Below are 18,198 nucleotides of genomic sequence, written 5' to 3' on the forward strand. Positions count from 1 at the left end.
CTTTCGTGTTGCCTGGCTTGGCGCGAGAAGTCTGCTCTCGCTCCGCGGGTTGTCGGCGCGGGGTGGGCGCCTCCGCTCATGTCCCCCGGGACGGGCTGCGCCCGCCCCTCCTCCTTGACTTCGCTGCGGCGCCCACCCCGCACCGCCATCCCGCTGCGAGCTGCGCGCATGCCGGCGTTCCCAACCACACGCCCCGCTGGATTCGGTGGCCGGGGTGTCCTGCGCAGCGAAGTCAAGGGGGAGGATTGGGCAAAGCCCAATCCGGAGGACATGAGCGGAGCAGGGCACCCCGGCCGCCGAATCCCGCGAGGTGCTTCGAGAGAAGCGGGGAGGCGCCTCATCAAGCCCCCCAGTGCGGAATATGGTGCGAGCCCAGCGAGACCGCGACGTTCTTGGGCTCGCAGAACACCTCGTAGCTCCAGGTGCCGCCCTCGCGGCCCGTGCCCGAGGCCTTGGTGCCGCCGAAGGGCTGGCGCAGGTCGCGCACGTTCTGGCTGTTGACGAAGCACATACCGGCCTCGATGGCGGCGGCCACGCGGTGGGCGCGGCCTATGTTCTCGGTCCAGACGTAGCTCGACAGGCCGTATTGGATGTCGTTGGCCAGCGCTATCGCATGGGCTTCGTCGCGGAACGGGATCAGGCAGGCGACCGGGCCGAAGATCTCCTCCTGCGCGATGCGCATGCGGTTGTCCACGTCGGCGAACACCGTGGGCAGCACGTAGTTGCCCTTCTTCACGCGCTCGGGCAGCTCGGGCTGGCCCAGGCCGCCGCACAACAGCGTCGCGCCCTCCTTGGGGCCCAGCTCGATGTAGCTGCGCACCTTGGCCAGGTGGCCGGGGCTGACCATGGGGCCGACGATGGTGCCCTCGTCGAGCGGGTCGCCCACCGTGATGCGCCTGGCGCGCTCGGCGAACTTCGCCGCGAAGTCGGCGTAGATGTTCTGCTGCACCAGGATGCGGCTGCCGGCCGTGCAGCGCTCGCCGTTGTTGGAGAAGATCATGAACACCGCGGCGTCGAGCGCGCGCTCGAGGTCGGCGTCGTCGAACACCACGAAGGGGCTCTTGCCGCCCAGCTCCATGCTGAACTTCTTGAGGCCCGCGGTCTTGACGATGCGGTTGCCGGTGGCGGTCGAGCCGGTGAAGCTGATCGCGCGCACGTCGGGGTGGGCGACCAGCGGTTCGCCGGCTTGCTGGCCGTAGCCGTGCACGATGTTCAGCACACCGGGCGGGATACCCGCTTCGAGCGCGAGGCGCCCCAAGCGCGCGGCCGTGAGCGGCGAGAGCTCGCTCATCTTGAGCACGGCCGTGTTGCCGAAGGCCAGGCAGGGCGCGACCTTCCAGGTCGCCGTCATGAAGGGCACGTTCCAGGGGCTGATCAGCGCGCACACGCCCACCGGGTGGAACAGGGTGTAGTTCAGGTGCGTGGGTGTGGGATAGGTGTGGCCGTCCACGCGCGTGCACATCTCGGCGAAGTAATGGAAGTTGTCGGCCGCGCGCGGGATCAGCTGCTTGCCGGTCTGCGCGATGACCTGGCCGCAGTCGTCGGTCTCGGTCTGCGCCAGCTCGGGCACGTTCTTCGCGATCAGGTCGCCGAGGCGCCGGATCAGCTTCGCGCGCTCGGCCGCGGGCTTGCCGGCCCAGGCCGGGAAGGCCGCCTTGGCCGCGGCCACGGCAGCGTTCACCTCTGCCTCGCCGCCTGCGGCGACCTCGGCCAGCACCTGCTGGGTGGCGGGGTTGACGGTCTCGAAGTAGTCTGTCCCGGCGACCGGCTTGCCGTCGATCAGATGGTCGATGCGCATGTTCATCCTTCGTCGATGGTGTTTTCGAGCGCGCCCAGGCCCTCGATCTCGGTCACGACGCGGTCGCCGGGCCGGCAGTCGACCACGCCGTCGGGCGTGCCGGTGAGGATCAGGTCGCCGGGCGAGAGCGTCATGAAGCTCGTGAAGTACTCGATCAGGCGCGGCACGTCGAAGATCATGTCGCGCGTGTTGCCGCTCTGGGTCAGCTGCCCGTTCACCGAGGTCTTGAGCGCGAGCTTCATCGGGTCGGGGACATCGGCCGCGTCCACCAGCCAGGGGCCCAGGGGCGTGCAGGTGTCGCGGTTCTTCACGCGCAGGTTGGGTCGGTACCAGTTCTCGAGGTAGTCGCGGATCGCGTAGTCGTTGGCCACGCAGTAGCCGGCGACGAAATCGTAGGCGTCGTCGCGTTTCACCTTTTTCGCGGTCCGGCCTATCACCACGGCCAGCTCGCACTCGTAGTGCATGAAGTCCACGCCGGCCGGGCGGCGCGTGTAGGCGCGGTGGCCGATCAGCGTGGCCTCGCCCTTGAGAAAGGCCAGCGGCTCCTCGGGCGCCTTGAAGGCCAGCTCCCTGGCATGGTCGGCGTAGTTCAGGCCCAGGGCCAGGATGGTGCGCGGCCGGTGCGCGGGCATGGGGTGGAGCGGCGGCAGCCAGACCACCTCGTCGAACGACAGCAGGCGGCCGCTGAAGGCCGGGGTCAGCAGCTCGAGCCGGCCTTCACGCTCCACGGCCTCGTGGACTGCGCCGGCCCAGGCGATGCGCGCTCTCTTCATGCGAGCTCCTTCACCACGGTGTTGACCAGCGGCTCGAAGCCCGGCGCGCAGATCTCGATGCGGTCGCCCAGCCGGGCGCGCGGCCGCCCGCCGTCTTCCAGGCAGTCGCTGCCCAGCATCAGCAGGTCGCCGGGCTGCAGGCTCATGAACTCGGCCACGTCGGCCAGCAGGGTCGCCGCGTCCCGCACCAGCTCGCTCAGGGCCACGGTCTGCACCAGCGCGCCGTTGACGCGAACCTCGAGCTTCAGCGCCGCCAGGGCGTCGAGACCGGCCAGCGGGTGGCAGCGCGGCCCGACGCCCAGGAAGCCGTCCAGGCAGCGGTACTTGATCGGGGGGCGGTAGTAGCTGGCATGCGGCAGAGACAGGTCGTTCAGCAGCACGGCGCCCGCCACCTGGGCCTGCGGCCCCATCACCAGGGCGAGCGAGGCGCCGATCTCGACCTCGGCCACATGGTCCGGCAGCGCAATCGCCGCGCCGCAGGGGCTGAAGGTGTTGGCGGTCTTGATGTAGAGCACGGGCGCGCGCGGCGGCGCCTGGTAGGGCGGCTCGGCCATGCGGCCGGCCCACAGGGCCTGCTCGCGTCGGAAATTGAGCAGGGTGCCGTACACCGTGCCCTCGGGCAGAAAGGGGGTCATGGGGCGGTGTCCGTTTCCAGGTCTTCGGTGACGTCGGCCGGCTGCTCGAGCGCGATCACCTCGTCGAGCAGGGCATAGAGCTGGGCCAGCCTGGCCTTGCCGAGCCGGTCCTCGAGCCAGGCGTAGTGCGACTCGATGGCGGTCGACAGCGTGGCGGCCATGGCCAGCCCCTCGGCTGTGGCGCGCACCACGCTGCGGCGCGCGTCCTCGGGGCAGCGGCTGCGGCCGATCAGGCCGTCGCGCTCCATGCGGCCCAGCACGCCGGTGAGGCTGGGGCCGAGGATGAAGGCCTCGCGCGCCACGCGGCCGGTTTCCACGCCCCCGGCCTCGCCCGCATGCTCGCCGAGCACGCGCAGCACGCGCCACTGCTGGTCGGACAGGCCATGGGCGCGCAGGCTGGGCCGGGTGTGGGCCATCACGGCCTCGCGCGCCTGAAGCAGCAGGCGCGGCAGGTTGCGGTGGGCGAAGGAGGGGTTGGTCTTCATTTATTTAACATGTTAAATGATTTGAACCGCAGCGCACCGCGGGTAATCCCTGATCACCCCACCCGGCCTGGGAACGGTGCGGCGCAGGCCTTGCGGCCGGACTGCGACAATGCCTCGACTGGAGGCCCATTCATGAACCGCTTGCAAGACCTTCTGGGCATAGACCTGCCCCTGATCCAGGCCCCGATGGCGGGCGTGCAAGGCAGCGCGCTGGCGCTGGCGGTGTGCAGCGCCGGCGGCCTGGGCTCGCTGCCCTGCGCCATGCTCTCGCCCGAGGCCCTGCGCAGCGAACTGGCGGCGCTGGCCGCGGGCACGCAGCGGCCCTACAACGTGAACTTCTTCTGCCACGTCCAGCCCGAGCCCGACGCGGCGCGCGAAGCCGCCTGGCGCGCCGCGCTGGCGCCCTACTACGAAGAATTCGGCCTGGACCTGGCGGCCGTGCCGGCCGGTCCGGGACGCCAGCCGTTCACCCACGAGGCCGCCGACATCCTGGACGCCTACCGCCCCGCCGTGGTGAGCTTTCATTTCGGCCTGCCCGAAGCCGCGCTGCTGCAGCGCGTGAAGAGCTGGGGCACCAGGGTGCTGTCCTCCGCCACCACGGTGGAAGAGGCGCTGTGGCTGCAGGCGCATGGGGCCGACGCCATCATCGCCCAGGGCCTGGAGGCCGGCGGCCACCGCGGCATGTTCCTGAGCGAGGACCTGACGACCCAGCTCGGCAGCTTCGCCCTGCTGCCCCAGGTGGTGCACGCGGTCAAGGTCCCGGTGATCGCGGCCGGCGGTATCGCCGACGCGGCCGGCGTGGCCGCCGCCATGGCGCTGGGCGCGGCCGGCGTGCAGGTCGGCACGGCCTACCTCTGCTGCCCCGAGGCCAGCACCAGCGCCCTGCACCGCGCCGCGCTGCAGAGCGAGGCCGCGCGCCACACGGCGCTGACCAATGTGTTCACCGGCCGGCCGGCGCGCGGCATCGTCAACCGCGTGATGCGCGAGCTGGGGGCTATCAGCCCCGCGGCCCCGGCCTTCCCGCTGGCCACTGCCGCCATGGCCCCGCTGCGCGCCCACGCCGAACAATGCGGCAGCGGCGACTTCTCGCCGCTGTGGTCGGGCCAGAACGCCAGCGGCTGCCGCCCCGTCCCCGCGGCCGAGCTGACCCGCGCCCTGGCTGCCGGCCTGCGTACGACCTGAACCCCGAAAATTTGCATAGCCGGCGCCCCTCGCATGTCGTGGTCTTCCACGCAGCCACCCGCGAACTTGAAGTCGACTACAGGGTCGCCGCGGCGCTTCGACGCGCTATCACAAGACCAGAACGCTGCCGCATCACAAGCATGAACGACATGACTGGAACGCATTTCTTTGTGGACGAGGCCGGCGACGCTACGCTGTTCGCCAAAGGTGGCAAGGTGGTTGTAGCCACGGAGGGCTGTTCGCGCTTTTTCATCGAGGGGAAGCCGGAGTGCCGGGACGTGGATGCACTCAAGGCCGATCTGGACAGCCTGCGCGCCGAGGTACTGGCCGACCCCTATTTCAAGGGCGTGCCATCGCTGGACCCGGCGCGGCAGCGCACGGCGGTGAACTTCCACACGAAGGACCATGCCGGCCTACAGGCGGTGGACTACTACCTGTGGGCCTTGCAACGCTTCTATGAGCGCGGGGAAACGCGTTATCTGGATTTCATCTGGCCGCAGACGCTGGAGGTCCTGGACCTGGATGCGAAACCGCCGAAAAAGCGCGGCCAACGCGCTGATGATTTCGTGGTCTTCAATAAGGAACACCCGCTGACTCTGGCGAGCCGAGCGGGTGTTGGTAATAAGGATCGGGAGATATAGGATGAACCGAATCACCTCACGGCATGAAGCCGACTTTTGTCCCCCGAAGCTCGATTCTATCAGGGGCGCTGATGACGCGCGCCATACAAGCGTTTAGTGGTTCATCCCCATGGCCAAAGAAAAAACCATCTACACCTGCAACGACTGCGGCGGCACCACGCCGCGCTGGCTGGGCAAATGCCCGCACTGCGGCGCCTGGAACACACTGATCGAGTCGCTGGCCGAGAGCGCGGCGCCGGCAAAGAACCGCTATGCGGCGCTGGCGAAATCCAGCCCCGTCACCACGCTGGCCGAGATCGAGGCGCGCGACGTGGCGCGCCAGCCGACCGGCCTCAATGAGCTGGACCGCGTGCTCGGCGGCGGGGTGGTCGAGGGCGGCGTGGTGCTGATCGGCGGCGACCCCGGCATAGGCAAGTCGACCCTGCTGCTGCAGGCACTCGATGCGCTGCAGCGCGCGGGCCAGTCCACGCTGTATGTGACCGGCGAGGAAAGCGGGGCCCAGGTCGCGCTGCGCTCGCGCCGGCTCGGCCTGGACGGCTCCCAGGTCCAGGTGCTGGCCGAGATCCAGCTCGAGAAGATCCTGGCCACGCTGGAGGCCACGCGGCCCGCGATCGCCGTGATCGACTCGATCCAGACCGTGTACTCGGACCAGCTGAGCTCGGCCCCCGGCTCGGTGGCCCAGGTGCGCGAATGCGCGGCCCACCTCACGCGCGCCGCCAAGGCCAGCGGCACGGCCGTGGTGCTGGTCGGCCATGTGACCAAGGAGGGCGCGCTGGCCGGCCCGCGCGTGCTCGAGCACATGGTCGACACCGTGCTGTATTTCGAGGGCGACACGCATTCGAGCTTCCGCCTGGTCCGCGCGATCAAGAACCGCTTCGGCGCGGTCAACGAGATCGGCGTCTTCGCCATGACCGAGCGCGGCCTCAAGGGCGTGAGCAATCCCAGCGCGATCTTCCTCTCCCAGCACGCCGAGCCCGTGCCGGGCAGCTGCGTGCTGGTCACGCTGGAAGGCACGCGTCCCCTGCTGGTCGAGATCCAAGCCCTGGTGGACAGCGGCGGGCCCAGCCCGCGCCGCCTCTCGGTGGGCCTGGAGCGCGACCGCCTGGCCATGCTGCTGGCCGTGCTGCACCGCCATGCCGGCGTGGCCTGCATGGACCAGGACGTGTTCGTCAACGCCGTGGGCGGGGTGCGCATCAGCGAGCCGGCAGCCGACCTGGCGGCGATGCTGGCCATCACCTCCTCGCTGCGCGGCAAGCCCCTGCCGCGCGGCTTCATCGCCTTCGGCGAGGTCGGCCTGGCCGGCGAGGTGCGGCCCGCGCCGCGCGGCCAGGAGCGCCTGAAGGAGGCCGCCAAGCTCGGCTTCTCGGTCGCCGTCGTGCCCAAGGCCAACGCGCCCAAGAAGCAGGACAAGGCCTTCGAGGGCCTGGAGATCCACGCCGTGGAGCGCATCGAGGAGGCCATGGAACTGGCGCGCAGCCTGGGTTAGACAAGACAGGACCTACGCAGTCCCCGCAGGCCGGCCCTGGCCCGGACATAAGACAATCGCCGCCATGAATTTCCAGAAATTGCTCGTTCCCGTCGCCAGCCTGGTGCTGCTCTATGCGGCCTGGCGCGCCTACGGCTGGCCCGGCGTGGCGATTGCGGGCGGCGGCCTGGTGATGTGGCTGCTGCTGCACTTCACGCGCATGATGACCATTCTCAAGCGCGCCGCCGACCGGCCGGTCGGCTTCGTCGGCAGCGCCGTGATGCTCAACGCCAAGCTCAAGCCCGGCGTGACGCTGATGCACGTGATCGCGATGACGCGCGCGCTCGGCGAGCTGCGCTCGCCCAAGGGAGAGCAGCCCGAGATCTACCGCTGGACCGATGGCAGCCAGTCCCATGTCACCTGCGAGTTCCAGCAGGGTAAGCTGGCGCGGTGGACGCTGGAACGCCCGCCCACCGGCGACGAGGCGCCGCCGCCGGCCCCGTAAAATCCCGTTTTACCTGCGGGCCGCCAGACAAGGCCCGCCAACTTCCAAAGGACCCCTTTCATGAGCCCCGTGATTCCCTCGATGGCCGACCGCGACGGCAAGATCTGGCTGGACGGCGAAATGGTCGACTGGCGCGAAGCCAAGATCCACGTGCTGACCCACACCCTGCACTACGGCTGCGGCGCCTTCGAGGGCGTGCGCGCCTACAACACCGTGAACGGCACGGCCATCTTCCGCCTGCAGGAGCACACCGAGCGCCTGTTCAACAGCGCCAAGATCCTGCGCATGAAGATCCCCTTCAGCCAGGAGCAGGTCAACGAGGCGCAGAAGGCCGCGATCCGCGACAACGGCCTGGAAAGCGGCTACATCCGCCCCCTGGTCTGGATCGGCGACGAGAAGCTGGGCGTCTCGCCCAAGGGCAACACCATCCACATGATGGTCGCTGCCTGGGCCTGGGGCGCCTACCTCGGCGAGGAGGGCATGAAGCGCGGCATCCGCGTCAAGACCAGCAGCTACACGCGCCACCACGTCAACATCACGATGACGCAGGCCAAGGCGGTGAGCAACTACAGCAACTCCATCCTGGCCAACATGGAGGCACTGGACGACGGCTACGACGAGGCCCTGCTGCTCGACGCCTCCGGCTTCGTCTCCGAGGGCGCGGGCGAGAACATCTTCGTGATCAAGGGCGGCGTGGTCTACACCCCCGACCTGTCGGCCGGCGCGCTCAACGGCATCACGCGCAACACCGTGTTCCACATCTGCAAGGACCTGGGCCTGGAGCTGGTGCAAAAGCGCATCACGCGCGACGAGGTCTACATCGCCGACGAGGCCTTCTTCACCGGCACCGCCGCCGAGGTCACGCCGATCCGCGAGCTCGACCGCGTGGAGATCGGCAGCGGCAGCCGCGGCCCGCTCACCGAGAAGATCCAGAGCGCGTTCTTTGACATCGTCAACGGCCGCAACCCCAAGTACGCCCACTGGCTCACCAAGGTCTGAGCATGACGCAAGCCCTTGTCGAACTCCTGGCCAAGGACCTCAACCACCAGGGCGGCGTGTTCTGCCCCAGCCCGCTGGCCGACATGAAGCTCTGGAACAGCCACCCCAAGGTCTACCTCGACGTGGCGCGCACCGGCGAGGCCAAGTGCCCCTACTGCGGCACGGTCTACCGCCTCAAGGCAGGCGAGACGGTCGGGCACCACCATTGAGAGGCCCGCGCCCCAGGGCAAGCCGCCCGAGCGCGCACCTGCCCCCGTGTCGATGAGCCCCAGCGAGTCCGCGGCCCTGGACCAGGTGACGGTGCTGACCGTCACCTACAACAGCGCGCACTGCATCGCGCCGCTGGCGGCCGGCCTGGCCGGCCTGCCGCATGTGATCGTGGTCGACAACGCCAGCGCCGACGACAGCTGCGCCCAGGTGCGAACCCATCTGCCGGCGGCGCGCCTGCTCGCCATGCCGGCCAACCGCGGCTATGGCGCGGCCAACAACGCGGGACTGGCCGAGGTCAGGACCCCCTACGCGCTGCTGCTGAACCCCGACTGCCTGGTCCAGCCCGGGCAGATCGCCGCCCTGGTGCGGGGCGCCCAGACCTGGCCCGACGCCACCCTGGTCGTGCCGCAGCTGACCGAGGCCTCGGGGGCGCCGCAGCTCAATTACAGCTGGCCGCGCGAGACCTGGGCCCCGCAAACCGGTGGCGCCGAAGGCCCGCTCAACGTGGGCTACGCCTGCGCGGCCGCGATGCTGGTGCGCATGCAGGACCTGCCGCGCATAGGCGGCGCCTTCGACCCCCTGTTCTTTCTCTACTACGAGGACGAGGACCTGTGCCTGCGCGCCTTCCAGGCCAGGCGCCAGATCCTGGTCCTGCCCGAGGTGCGCATCACCCACCTCTCGCGCGGCTCGGTCCGGGGCAGCCGCCCCTGGTGCGCCGAGTACTGGCGCGGCTACCACCATGTGCAGTCCAAGATCCTGTTCGCCTGGAAGCACGCCGGTGCCGCGGCCGCGCGGCGCCTGCGCCGCCGCGCACTGCTGGCAGCGGCGCTGAACCTGGCCGCACGCTGCCTGCTGCCCTCCCCTAAACACCTTGCGCGCGCCTGGGGGCGCCTGCGCGGCCTGGCCGCGCTGGACACCGGCGCGCTCGCCCAGGCCCGCCGCGCGGCCCACTGACAAGACGCATCCCATGCCACCCACCCCGCACACCGGACAGCCCACGCTCACCATCGGCGTGCTGGCCAAGAACGAGGCGCACCAGATCGAGCGCTGCCTGCGCAGCGCCGCCTTCGCCGACGAAGTCATCGTCGTCGACAGCGGCAGCAGCGACGCCACCGTGGCGATCGCCCAGAACCTGGGCGCCAAGACCCATGTCTACGCCGACTGGCAGGGCTTCGCCGTGCAGCGCAACCGGCTGCTCCAGCATGCGACGGGCGACTACATCCTGTTCCTGGATGCGGACGAGGAGATCACGCCGCGCCTGCAGGCCGAGATCCAGGCCGCCGTGCGCTCGGGCCAGCGCGCGGTCTGGAAGGTCGAGTGGAGCGTGGTGGCCTACGGCGAAGAGCTGCGCTATTTCCTCTCGCAGTCCAGCCTGGAGCGGCTGTTCAGGCGCGACATGCTGACCGGCTTCGAAGGCGTGGTGCACGAGCATGCGGTGCTGGCCGAGCCCCAGGCCCCGCGCCATGTGTTCAAGGCCAAGCTGCGCCATTTCTCGCGCCAGACCGTGCGCGGCAGCCTGCAGAAGCTGACCCAGTACGCCATGCTGGGCGCGACCAAGCGCGCCGAGGCAGGCAAGCGCGGCGGCGTGCTGCGCGGCATGGCCTCGGGCCTCGCCATCTTCCTGCGCCTGTATGTGTTTCGTCTGGGCTTCACGGGTGGCGGCGCCGGCTTCCTGTTCTGCTTCTTCATCGCCCTGGAGTGCTTCTTCCGCTACGCGGCGCTGCACTACGACCGCGCCCACCTGACCGCCGATGTCGGCCGCTGACCGGCAGCTGGGGGCCCCGCCGCCACCGCCTGCGCCTTCCGCCATCACGCGGGGCCTGCTCGGCCTGCTGCTGGCCGGCACGGCGCTCAGCCCCCTGAACACCAAGCTCGCGGGCGCGGCCTGGCTGCTGCTGCTGCTGCTCGCCCTGTGGCTGGGCGCGGGGCCCTCGCGCCCGCGCCTCGCGGGCGCGCAGGCCGCCGCCACCGCCTGGCTGCTGTCCTGCCTGGCCGCCATGGCGCTGTGGACCGGCCTGTCCTGGGTCTGGGACGAGCCCTGCTGCAAGCTCACGGCCGACCTGGGCAGCGGCCTGCGCCTGCTGCTCGCCGCCACCGCCACCTGGGTCGTGGCGCGCCACCGCGCCGCGTTCGCCGGCCGCTGGCTGCCGGGCGCCGCCGCGGCCGCCTGCGTGTTCGCCCTGGTCCTGGCCTTGAGCCTGGACCGCGATCGGCTGCCCTCCCACCCCATCCCCTGGGCCGTGGCCGTGAGCTTCCTGGTCTGCCTGCTCTGGCCCCATGCACTGGACGGGCGTGCCTCACCACGCGGCCGCGCGGTCTGGGCGTTCAGCGCGGGTTGCGGCATCGCGGCCGTGCTGGCCAGCCAGTCGCGCGGCGCCTATGCCGTCTTGCCCTGGGTGCTGCTGCTGGCCGCCCTGGCGCTGCGCCGCCGCCATCGGCTGCTGCGGCCCCGCTCGATGGGCATCGCCGCCGTGCTGCTCGCTTCTGCCCTGGCGGCGGCGATCAGCCTGCCCGGCGACCCGCTGCGCGTGCGCCGGGCCTGGCAGGAAGTCGACCTCGCCGTTTCAAGCTCCGACTACAACAGCTCGCTGGGCGCGCGCGTGTTCCTGTTCCAGATGGCCTGGAACGGCATCCACGAATCCCCCTGGATAGGCCTGGGCGCCACCGAGCGCCTGCAGCGCATCCGGCACGCGGGAGAACAACTGCCTCCCGAGCAGCGCGAGCGCCTGACCCACGTGCGCCAGCTCGGCCATGCACACAACCAGTACCTGCACAACGCCCTGGACGGCGGCCTGCTCGGGCTGGCCGGCCTGCTGGCCCTGCTGGCCGGCATGGCCGTGGCGGCCCGCCGCCTGTGGCGCCTCAGCCCGGTCGCCGGGCAGCAGATGGCCGGCCTGCTGCTCATGCATGCAGTCGCGGGGCTGAGCAACGTCAACTTCGCGCACAACTACTACGCGGTGATGCTGTCCCTCTGCATCGCCCTGGTTTTTCTCGACGCGGAAAGCGCGCCGCCCGCGCATGCCCGGTCCGATCACTCCCAGGGATAGGCCAGGGGTTGCCAGCCGCGGCCGACCCACTTTCGAATCTTCCGCTGCCACTTGGGCAGGGCATTGAAAGCCAGCTTGGGCCGGCTTCGGAGTACCGGATCCACCTCGCCCCAACGTGCCAGCCGCGCCTGCACGGGCTGGTGGCCGTAGCGCTCGAAGAACAGCGCCAGATCCTGGCGGAACTCCTTGAAGTTATGGTAGTGGAAGATCACGTCGCCGCTGTCACGCAAAGGATGGCCGCGGTCCTGCAGCACGGCGGACAGAGCAACCTGTTCCACCGTGTGAATTTTGAGCACGGCGAAGATTTGATCGATGAGGTCGACGGTTTCGTCAAACAAGGCCAATTGCGCGGCCCGAAAACCAATCACGCCGGAATTCCAGAGCCCCAGGTCGGCCCCGAGGTGGCGAGGTGTTCCCCGGACGTTGAATTCATGGCGACTAGCGGTTCGATACAGCTTGGCGTGTGAACGAGTCTGATGGCGGCTGTCAGCCAGGCCGCCTTCGCGCTCGTTCAGCACGATGTTTCCCTGCGCGACCGCCTCGAACAGGCAGGCAGGACTGCGCGTGAACACCGTGTCCGAATCGACGTACAGGAACAGGTCGTCCGCGCTCACGGTCGATTCCCGCGCCGCCCATTGGATAGCCAAAGGCTTGATGCGATGTATGTAGCCCAGCGAACCGCGCCAGGCGTCTCGACGCACCTGTTCTAGCGGCAAGACGTGCAGCCGGGGATCGGCGCCCACGAGCGCGATGAGGCGCTCGGGCAAATCGGTCACGACCGTCACCTCGTAACTCCGGCCATCCGGCTGCCGCCAAAGCGAAAGTATCGAGTAGGCGGCCTCCTGGATGAAGCACTCGGCCCCATGGGCGACGTAAAGAATGTGGCGGCAACTCATGGGAAGAGGACTGGCAATCATGCCGTGTCTGGACACAGGCAATTATCGACTCTGTGCTTGCAGCCACCGCCGGAGGACAGGACACCGCCGCCGCGAGCGGTTTGCCAAAAAAGAAGCCACCTCGCGGTGGCCTCGTCAAAGTCCCTGCAGGGACGTCGTTGGAATTTGAATCTTCGTCGAAAGCTTGATGCTTGTATTTCGAAACGTGGAACGTGACAGCAAAGAAACACAACTTTACATAATATCAGCAACTTTGGCATCCCCTGTTTCAGTGATCGGCGCCGGATTCACCGCAAATTACCACAGGGATTCGCACATTGTCGGCCCAAACCGGGGAGCGCGCTGAAACGAATTGCTACACCCTCGCTGGCGGAAGGCGCACGCTGAAGCGGGCGCCGCCGCCTTCGCGGTCCTCGCAGTGCACGCTGCCGCCGTGGCGCTGGGCGATGGACCGCACCAGGGACAGGCCCAGGCCGACCCCGCCCTCGCGCTCGCTGGCGCCGGGCAGGCGGTAAAAGGGCTCGAAGATGCGCTCGCGCTGCGCGGGCGGCACGCCGGGGCCGCGGTCGCAGACCTGCAGCACCACCCAGCCCGGCTCGCGGCGCAGGATCACGGCAATGCCCTCGGCCTGCCCGCCCCGCCCGCCGTGGCGGCGCGCGTTCTCGAGCAGGTTGCGCACCAGGCGGCGCAGCAGCTTGGCCACGCCGGGCACGACCAGGGCCTCGGCGCCGTCCGGCAGCTGCAGCTCGGCCCCGGCGCGTGCGCTCTCTTCGGCGGCCAGGCCCAGCAGGTCCACCGGCTCCACAGTGCCGATGTCGGCCTCGCGCGCGTCGAGCCGGCTGGCCAGCAGGATCTCGTCGATCAGCTGGTCGAGTTCACCAATGTTGCGCGAGATCTCTTTCTTGCGCGCGGCCCAGAGCGCGCCCGCGGGACCCTGCTCGCCCAGCAGCTCCAAGCCCATGCGGATGCGCGTGAGCGGCGAGCGCAGCTCGTGCGAGGCGTTCGCCAGCAAGGACTTCTGCGAAGCCAGCAGGGCCTGCTGCGAGGCCATCAGGGTCTGGATGCGCTCGGCCGCGGCGTTGAAGCGCTGCGCCAGGTCGGCCACCTCGTCCTGGCCGGTGATCGGCACGCGCACCGACAGGTCGCCGTCGCCCCAGCGCTGCACGCCGCGCTGCAGCGCCTCCAGACGCTGCGTGAGCCGGCGCACGATGGGATAGATGCCCAGCGCCACCGCCAAGCCGACCACGCCCAGCATCCAGAAGAAACCGTAGGGCGGCCGCGTCCAGTAAGGGGCCGGCGGCGGGGGCGGGCCGCCGCCCATGCGACGGTTGCGCGGCGGCATCTGCAGGATCAGGGTCTGGCCGTCGTTGAGGTTCACGGTGAATTCCAGCGGCTGGCCCGGCTGGCGTCCGGGCTGGGCCTGGGCCGAGCCTATGAGCTCGCCGGCCAGGTTGCGCACCATGACCTCGCGCGGCGCGGGCGCCGGCGCGTTGTACTGGACGGCGACGCGCCAGGCCCAGCCGACCACCAGGGCCAGCGCCGCCACGCCGCCCACCACGGCCAGCCAGATGCGCAGGTACAGGCGCCGGGAAAAGGCGGAGAACAGAGCCACGACAACACTTCCCGGGCGCTAGTCCTGTTGTTTCGCGAACACGTAGCCGACGCCGCGCACCGTGAGGATGCGCTTGGGGTTCTTGGGGTCGGCCTCGATCGCCGCGCGGATGCGGCCCATGTGCACGTCGATCGAGCGGTCGAAGGCCTCGAGCTCGCGCCCGCGCACGGCCTCCATGATCTGGTCGCGCGTGAGCACGCGGCCGGCACGCTCGGCCAGCGCGACCAGCAGGTCGAACTGGTAGGAGGTCAGCTCGCAGGCCTGGCCGCTCACGGTCACGCTGCGCGCGTCGCGGTCGATCTCCAGCGAGCCGAAGTGCAGCAGCGGCGTCGCAGCCGGCCCGCCTTCGCCGCGCCGGCGCAGGACGGCCCTGATGCGCGCCAGCAGCTCGCGCGGCTCGAAGGGCTTGGGCAGGTAGTCGTCGGCGCCGAGCTCGAGCCCGACGATGCGGTCCATGGGGTCGCCCTTGGCGGTCAGCATCAGCACCGGCACACGCGCCAGCTCGCCGGGCAGCGCGCGGATGCGGCGGCAGACCTCGAGGCCGTCGACATCGGGCAGCATCAGGTCCAGGATGACCAGGTCCACCGGCTGCTCCTGCAGCCGCGCCAGGCCGCCCAGGCCATCGCCCGCGTGGGCGAACGCGAAACCCGACGGCCCCAGGTACTCGCCCACCATCTGGGCCAGGCGGGCATCGTCTTCGATCATCAGCAGGCGTGGGTTCATGGGCGCAGTTTAGTCAGCATGGCGCCATGCTGCGCCTTCCAGTCGGCCGGCGCCTTGAACCGTCGGTAAAGTTAAGTAAACGCAGCCGCGCGGGCTCAAGACCGGGCCGCCGCGCCGGCCCTGGAAGCGAGCCAGATCAGGCCCAGCACCGGCACGCCGAGCAGGGCCGTGCTGGTGAAGAACTGCGCGTAGCCGAAGGCATTCACGTAGTCGCCGGAAAAGCCCGCGACGAACTTCGGCAGCAGCAGCATCATGGAGCTGAACAGCGCGTACTGGGTCGCCGAGTAGCTGACATTGGTCAGGCTGGACAGGTAGGCGATGAAGGCGGCCGAGGCGATGCCGCTGGACAGGTTGTCGGCCGAGACCACCAGGATCAGCGCCGTGACGTCGTGGCCGCGCGCGCCCAGCCAGGCGAACAACAGGTTGCTCGCCGCGCTCAGCACCGCGCCCAGCATCAGGATGCGCATCACGCCCAGGCGCATCGAGAGCGCGCCGCCGATGAAGGCGCCGGCCAGGGTCATGACCACCCCGTAGACCTTGGTCACGGCCGCGACCTCGTCCTTGGTGTAGCCCATGTCGACGTAGAAGGGGTTGGCCATGATGCCCATCACCACGTCGCTGATGCGGTACACCGCGATCAGCGCCAGGATCAGCACGGCCTGCCAGCGGTAGCGGCGGAAGAAGTCGGCGAAGGGCTCGACCAGGGCGCCCTGCAACCAATCGGCCAGGCCGCGCGCCGGCGGCAGCGGCACACGCAGCGGCTCGCGCGACAGCAGCACCGTGGCCACGCCCACCGCCATGGACGCGGCCATGACCAGGTAGGCGGCCTGCCAGGCGGCGTTCTGGTAGGCCGGCGCGCCGGCAACCAGCGGCGCCACCTCGGCCCGCGCGGCCAGCCACAACACGCCGGCGCCGGCCCAGATCATGGCCAGCCGGTAGCCGGTCTGGTAGCTCGCGGCCAGCGCGGCCTGGCGGTCGATGTTGGCCGACTCGATGCGGAAGGCGTCGAGCGCGATGTCCTGCGTCGCCGAGCCGAAGGCCACCACCAGCGCGCAGACCACGATGGGTTGCAGCGCCAGGCGCGGGTCGGCCAGGGCCATGCCGACCAGGCCGGCCATGATGGCGAACTGCGACAGCAGCAGCCAGCTGCGCCGGCGGCCCAGGGCCCGGGTCAGCAGGGGGATGGGCAGGCGGTCGACCAGCGGCGCCCAGACCCATTTGAAGGCGTAGGCCAGGCCGACCCAGCTCAGGTAGCCGATGGTGCTGCGGTCTATGCCGGCCTCGCGCAGGCGAAAGCTCAGCGTGCCCAGCACCAGCATCAGCGGCAGGCCGGCGGCGAAGCCCAGCGCCAGCATGCGCAGGCTGGTGGGCTCCAGGTAGACCCGCAGCGCCTGGCGCCACGAGGGCCGGGCCGGCTGGGGGGATTCGACGGGGACGGCAACAGGTTCGGGCATGGACAGCAGGGAGGAGGCAGGGCAGGACCTGTCGCCGCGACAGGCCGCAGGCGCGTTACGGGGAAACACGCGCAACATCGCTTCTGACTATTATTGACCCATCATGTGCCGTTTCTGCGACGCCAAGACCTCTTTCCACTCCCACCTCTCGCCGAACGCTCCGTGGGCGCCGCGGCGTGCCTTCCTGCTCGCGGCGGGCGCGGCCGCGGCCCAGCCCGCGCTGGCCCAGGTCGACGTGGGCGAGTCCTCGGGCCTGCGCAAACTGGTGCCGGCCGAGACGCTGGAGCGCTCCGCCACCAAGCAGTACGCCGAGGTGCTGGCCGAGGCGCGGGCCCAGGATGCGCTGGCGCCCGATGGCCACCCGCAGCTGCAGCGCCTGCGCGCCATCGCGCGCCGCCTGGTCCCGCACACCGCGCAGTGGAACCCGCGCGCGCGCAGCTGGCACTGGGAGGTCAACCTGATCGGCAGCAAGCAGATCAACGCCTGGTGCATGCCCGGCGGCAAGATCGCCTTCTACACCGGCATCCTGGACAAGCTGCAGCTGACCGACGACGAGGTCGCGATGGTGATGGGCCACGAGATGGCCCACGCACTGCGCGAGCATGCGCGCGAGCGCCTGGCCAAGACCCAGGCCACGGGCCTGGGCCTGTCGATCGCGGCCCAGCTGTTCGGCCTGGGCCAGCTCGGCGACGCGGCCGCGAACATCGGCACCCAGCTGCTCTCGCTCAAGTTCAGCCGCTCCGACGAATCCGAGGCCGACCTGGTCGGTCTGGAGATCGCGGCGCGCGGGGGCTTCCGGCCCGAGGCCAGCGTGAGCCTGTGGCGCAAGATGCTGTCGGCCAACGGCAGTGGCGGCGGGCCGGGCTTCCTGTCCACCCACCCCAGCGGCCCGGACCGCATCCAGTCGCTGGAGGCCAACCTGCCCAAGGTGCGCAGCCTCTACGAGCAGTCGAAAAAATCGTAAGGCTTCGTCGCGGCGCGATGCCGGCGAGTCAGGTCCCTCTCACGTAGGGATTGCTGCGGCGCTCGCGGCCGAAGCTGCTCTCCGGTCCATGGCCGGGGATGAAGACCGTGTCGTCGCCCATGGGCCACAGTCGCTCGGTGATGCTGGTGATCAACTGCTCGTGGTTGCCCTGCGGAAAGTCGGTGCGGCCTATGCTGCCGGCGAACAGCACGTCGCCGACGAAGGCGCGCCGGATCTCGGGCGAGTGGAACACCACGTGGCCCGGCGTGTGGCCTGGGCAGTGCCGCACGGCCAGCGTGCAGCGGCCCAGCGTCACGCTGTCGCCATCGTTCAGCCAGCGTGTGGGCGTGAAGGCCTGGGCCGGCGGGAAGCCGAACATCTGGCTCTGCTGCGGCAGGCCGTCTATCCAGAACTGGTCGCCCGGATGCGGGCCGACGATGGGCAGGCCCAGCCGCGCCGCGAGCTCGCCCGTGCCGCCGGCATGGTCGATATGGGCATGGGTCAGCCAGATCTGCTCCAGCTTGAGGCCCAGCCGCGCCACTTCGGCCAGCAGGCGCTCGATCTCGCCGCCCGGGTCGATGACGGCGGCCTGCAGGGTCTCGTCGCACCAGACGATGGAGCAGTTCTGCTGGAAGGGCGTGACCGGGACGGTGTGGTAGTTCAGCATGGCGGGGGGCTGGCGGCGGCTGGCGACCCGGGATAATAATCGTTTGTCGCGCAACCGTCGGGCGGTGCGCCCGCCATCCCATGCGGAGAGTCCACGCCATGACCCCGGAGCAAACGCGCCGGAGATTGAACGGTATCCCCCG

The 18,198-nt window shown here is 69.9% G+C and carries 19 protein-coding genes; 10 read left to right on the forward strand and 9 right to left on the reverse strand.

The annotated features are described in order from the left end of the window. Positions 1-340: 340 nt before the first annotated feature. The 4 genes from hpaE to hpaR are packed head-to-tail and all read right to left on the reverse strand — an operon-like array spanning position 341 to position 3,691. Entirely contained in the window at positions 341-1,798 is a 1,458-nt protein-coding gene (gene hpaE / locus FFS10_RS02295; protein WP_137891112.1) for a 5-carboxymethyl-2-hydroxymuconate semialdehyde dehydrogenase, read from the reverse strand. A gap of 2 nt (positions 1,799-1,800) precedes the next feature. Next, on the reverse strand, positions 1,801-2,571 hold the full coding sequence (locus FFS10_RS02300; protein WP_137891037.1) for a fumarylacetoacetate hydrolase family protein: 771 nt from the start codon (positions 2,569-2,571) through the stop codon (positions 1,801-1,803). Further along, entirely contained in the window at positions 2,568-3,206 is a 639-nt protein-coding gene (locus FFS10_RS02305; RefSeq protein ID WP_137891039.1) for a fumarylacetoacetate hydrolase family protein, read from the reverse strand. Before FFS10_RS02305 ends, FFS10_RS02300 begins: the two co-directional genes overlap by 4 nt. Further along, a complete protein-coding gene (gene hpaR / locus FFS10_RS02310) occupies positions 3,203-3,691 on the reverse strand; it encodes a homoprotocatechuate degradation operon regulator HpaR (RefSeq protein ID WP_137891041.1) in 489 nt (162 codons plus the stop codon). The genes FFS10_RS02305 and hpaR overlap by 4 nt, the downstream gene beginning before the upstream one ends. A gap of 132 nt (positions 3,692-3,823) precedes the next feature. Between hpaR and FFS10_RS02315 the strand changes: the two genes are divergently transcribed. From FFS10_RS02315 to FFS10_RS02355, 9 genes are all read left to right on the forward strand, one after another. Next, positions 3,824-4,873 (forward strand): NAD(P)H-dependent flavin oxidoreductase, encoded by a 1,050-nt coding sequence (locus FFS10_RS02315; protein ID WP_137891042.1) that lies wholly within the window; start codon positions 3,824-3,826, stop codon positions 4,871-4,873. Positions 4,874-5,013: 140 nt separating this feature from the next. Then, complete coding sequence (locus FFS10_RS02320; protein ID WP_137891044.1) at positions 5,014-5,514, forward strand: DUF3800 domain-containing protein; 501 nt, start codon at positions 5,014-5,016, stop codon at positions 5,512-5,514. Between the two features lie 109 nt (positions 5,515-5,623). Then, positions 5,624-7,000, forward strand: coding sequence for a DNA repair protein RadA (radA, locus tag FFS10_RS02325; RefSeq protein ID WP_137891046.1), 1,377 nt, complete (start codon positions 5,624-5,626; stop codon positions 6,998-7,000). A gap of 64 nt (positions 7,001-7,064) precedes the next feature. Further along, a complete protein-coding gene (locus FFS10_RS02330; protein WP_137891047.1) occupies positions 7,065-7,484 on the forward strand; it encodes a glycerate kinase in 420 nt (139 codons plus the stop codon). Between the two features lie 60 nt (positions 7,485-7,544). Further along, complete coding sequence (locus FFS10_RS02335) at positions 7,545-8,483, forward strand: branched-chain amino acid transaminase (RefSeq protein ID WP_137891049.1); 939 nt, start codon at positions 7,545-7,547, stop codon at positions 8,481-8,483. Positions 8,484-8,485: 2 nt separating this feature from the next. Further along, on the forward strand, positions 8,486-8,692 hold the full coding sequence (locus FFS10_RS02340) for a zinc-finger domain-containing protein (RefSeq protein WP_137891050.1): 207 nt from the start codon (positions 8,486-8,488) through the stop codon (positions 8,690-8,692). A 52-nt stretch (positions 8,693-8,744) separates the two neighbouring features. Beyond that, on the forward strand, positions 8,745-9,647 hold the full coding sequence (locus FFS10_RS02345; RefSeq protein WP_137891114.1) for a glycosyltransferase family 2 protein: 903 nt from the start codon (positions 8,745-8,747) through the stop codon (positions 9,645-9,647). Between the two features lie 13 nt (positions 9,648-9,660). Then, positions 9,661-10,458, forward strand: coding sequence for a glycosyltransferase family 2 protein (locus FFS10_RS02350; RefSeq protein WP_137891052.1), 798 nt, complete (start codon positions 9,661-9,663; stop codon positions 10,456-10,458). Further along, the gene (locus FFS10_RS02355) at positions 10,445-11,740 is read left to right on the forward strand and encodes an O-antigen ligase family protein (RefSeq protein WP_137891054.1); all 1,296 of its coding nucleotides are present in this window, start codon (positions 10,445-10,447) and stop codon (positions 11,738-11,740) included. Before FFS10_RS02350 ends, FFS10_RS02355 begins: the two co-directional genes overlap by 14 nt. On the opposite strand, the gene FFS10_RS02360 is transcribed toward FFS10_RS02355, so the two are convergent. The 4 genes from FFS10_RS02360 to FFS10_RS02375 all read right to left on the reverse strand — a co-directional run bounded on the left by FFS10_RS02360 (position 11,725) and on the right by FFS10_RS02375 (position 16,425). Continuing rightward, positions 11,725-12,657, reverse strand: coding sequence for a hypothetical protein (locus FFS10_RS02360; RefSeq protein ID WP_137891056.1), 933 nt, complete (start codon positions 12,655-12,657; stop codon positions 11,725-11,727). The genes FFS10_RS02355 and FFS10_RS02360 overlap by 16 nt on opposite strands. A gap of 334 nt (positions 12,658-12,991) precedes the next feature. Continuing rightward, positions 12,992-14,248, reverse strand: a complete 1,257-nt coding sequence (locus FFS10_RS02365) for a sensor histidine kinase (RefSeq protein ID WP_137891058.1) — start codon at positions 14,246-14,248, stop codon at positions 12,992-12,994. 18 nt (positions 14,249-14,266) lie between these two features. Further along, positions 14,267-14,971, reverse strand: a complete 705-nt coding sequence (locus tag FFS10_RS02370; protein ID WP_137891060.1) for a response regulator — start codon at positions 14,969-14,971, stop codon at positions 14,267-14,269. 95 nt (positions 14,972-15,066) lie between these two features. Beyond that, positions 15,067-16,425 (reverse strand): AmpG family muropeptide MFS transporter, encoded by a 1,359-nt coding sequence (locus tag FFS10_RS02375; protein WP_137891062.1) that lies wholly within the window; start codon positions 16,423-16,425, stop codon positions 15,067-15,069. Positions 16,426-16,528: 103 nt separating this feature from the next. On the opposite strand from FFS10_RS02375, the gene FFS10_RS02380 reads away from it, so the two are divergent. Further along, the gene (locus FFS10_RS02380) at positions 16,529-17,389 is read left to right on the forward strand and encodes a M48 family metallopeptidase (RefSeq protein WP_137891065.1); all 861 of its coding nucleotides are present in this window, start codon (positions 16,529-16,531) and stop codon (positions 17,387-17,389) included. Between the two features lie 28 nt (positions 17,390-17,417). On the opposite strand, the gene FFS10_RS02385 is transcribed toward FFS10_RS02380, so the two are convergent. Continuing rightward, on the reverse strand, positions 17,418-18,056 hold the full coding sequence (locus FFS10_RS02385; protein ID WP_137891067.1) for an MBL fold metallo-hydrolase: 639 nt from the start codon (positions 18,054-18,056) through the stop codon (positions 17,418-17,420). Positions 18,057-18,198: the final 142 nt, after the last annotated feature.

This window comes from Ramlibacter sp. 2FC (genome assembly GCF_005503345.1).
Classification (GTDB): domain Bacteria; phylum Pseudomonadota; class Gammaproteobacteria; order Burkholderiales; family Burkholderiaceae_C; genus SCMQ01.

Coding starts and splice junctions, on each gene's coding strand:
- hpaE (WP_137891112.1), bottom strand. CDS start 1,798: ATGCGCATCGACCATCTGATCGACGGCAAGCCGGTCGCCGGGACAGAC.
- FFS10_RS02300 (WP_137891037.1), bottom strand. CDS start 2,571: ATGAAGAGAGCGCGCATCGCCTGGGCCGGCGCAGTCCACGAGGCCGTG.
- FFS10_RS02305 (WP_137891039.1), bottom strand. CDS start 3,206: ATGACCCCCTTTCTGCCCGAGGGCACGGTGTACGGCACCCTGCTCAAT.
- hpaR (WP_137891041.1), bottom strand. CDS start 3,691: ATGAAGACCAACCCCTCCTTCGCCCACCGCAACCTGCCGCGCCTGCTG.
- FFS10_RS02315 (WP_137891042.1), top strand. CDS start 3,824: ATGAACCGCTTGCAAGACCTTCTGGGCATAGACCTGCCCCTGATCCAG.
- FFS10_RS02320 (WP_137891044.1), top strand. CDS start 5,014: ATGAACGACATGACTGGAACGCATTTCTTTGTGGACGAGGCCGGCGAC.
- radA (WP_137891046.1), top strand. CDS start 5,624: ATGGCCAAAGAAAAAACCATCTACACCTGCAACGACTGCGGCGGCACC.
- FFS10_RS02330 (WP_137891047.1), top strand. CDS start 7,065: ATGAATTTCCAGAAATTGCTCGTTCCCGTCGCCAGCCTGGTGCTGCTC.
- FFS10_RS02335 (WP_137891049.1), top strand. CDS start 7,545: ATGAGCCCCGTGATTCCCTCGATGGCCGACCGCGACGGCAAGATCTGG.
- FFS10_RS02340 (WP_137891050.1), top strand. CDS start 8,486: ATGACGCAAGCCCTTGTCGAACTCCTGGCCAAGGACCTCAACCACCAG.
- FFS10_RS02345 (WP_137891114.1), top strand. CDS start 8,745: ATGAGCCCCAGCGAGTCCGCGGCCCTGGACCAGGTGACGGTGCTGACC.
- FFS10_RS02350 (WP_137891052.1), top strand. CDS start 9,661: ATGCCACCCACCCCGCACACCGGACAGCCCACGCTCACCATCGGCGTG.
- FFS10_RS02355 (WP_137891054.1), top strand. CDS start 10,445: ATGTCGGCCGCTGACCGGCAGCTGGGGGCCCCGCCGCCACCGCCTGCG.
- FFS10_RS02360 (WP_137891056.1), bottom strand. CDS start 12,657: ATGATTGCCAGTCCTCTTCCCATGAGTTGCCGCCACATTCTTTACGTC.
- FFS10_RS02370 (WP_137891060.1), bottom strand. CDS start 14,971: ATGAACCCACGCCTGCTGATGATCGAAGACGATGCCCGCCTGGCCCAG.
- FFS10_RS02375 (WP_137891062.1), bottom strand. CDS start 16,425: ATGCCCGAACCTGTTGCCGTCCCCGTCGAATCCCCCCAGCCGGCCCGG.
- FFS10_RS02380 (WP_137891065.1), top strand. CDS start 16,529: ATGTGCCGTTTCTGCGACGCCAAGACCTCTTTCCACTCCCACCTCTCG.
- FFS10_RS02385 (WP_137891067.1), bottom strand. CDS start 18,056: ATGCTGAACTACCACACCGTCCCGGTCACGCCCTTCCAGCAGAACTGC.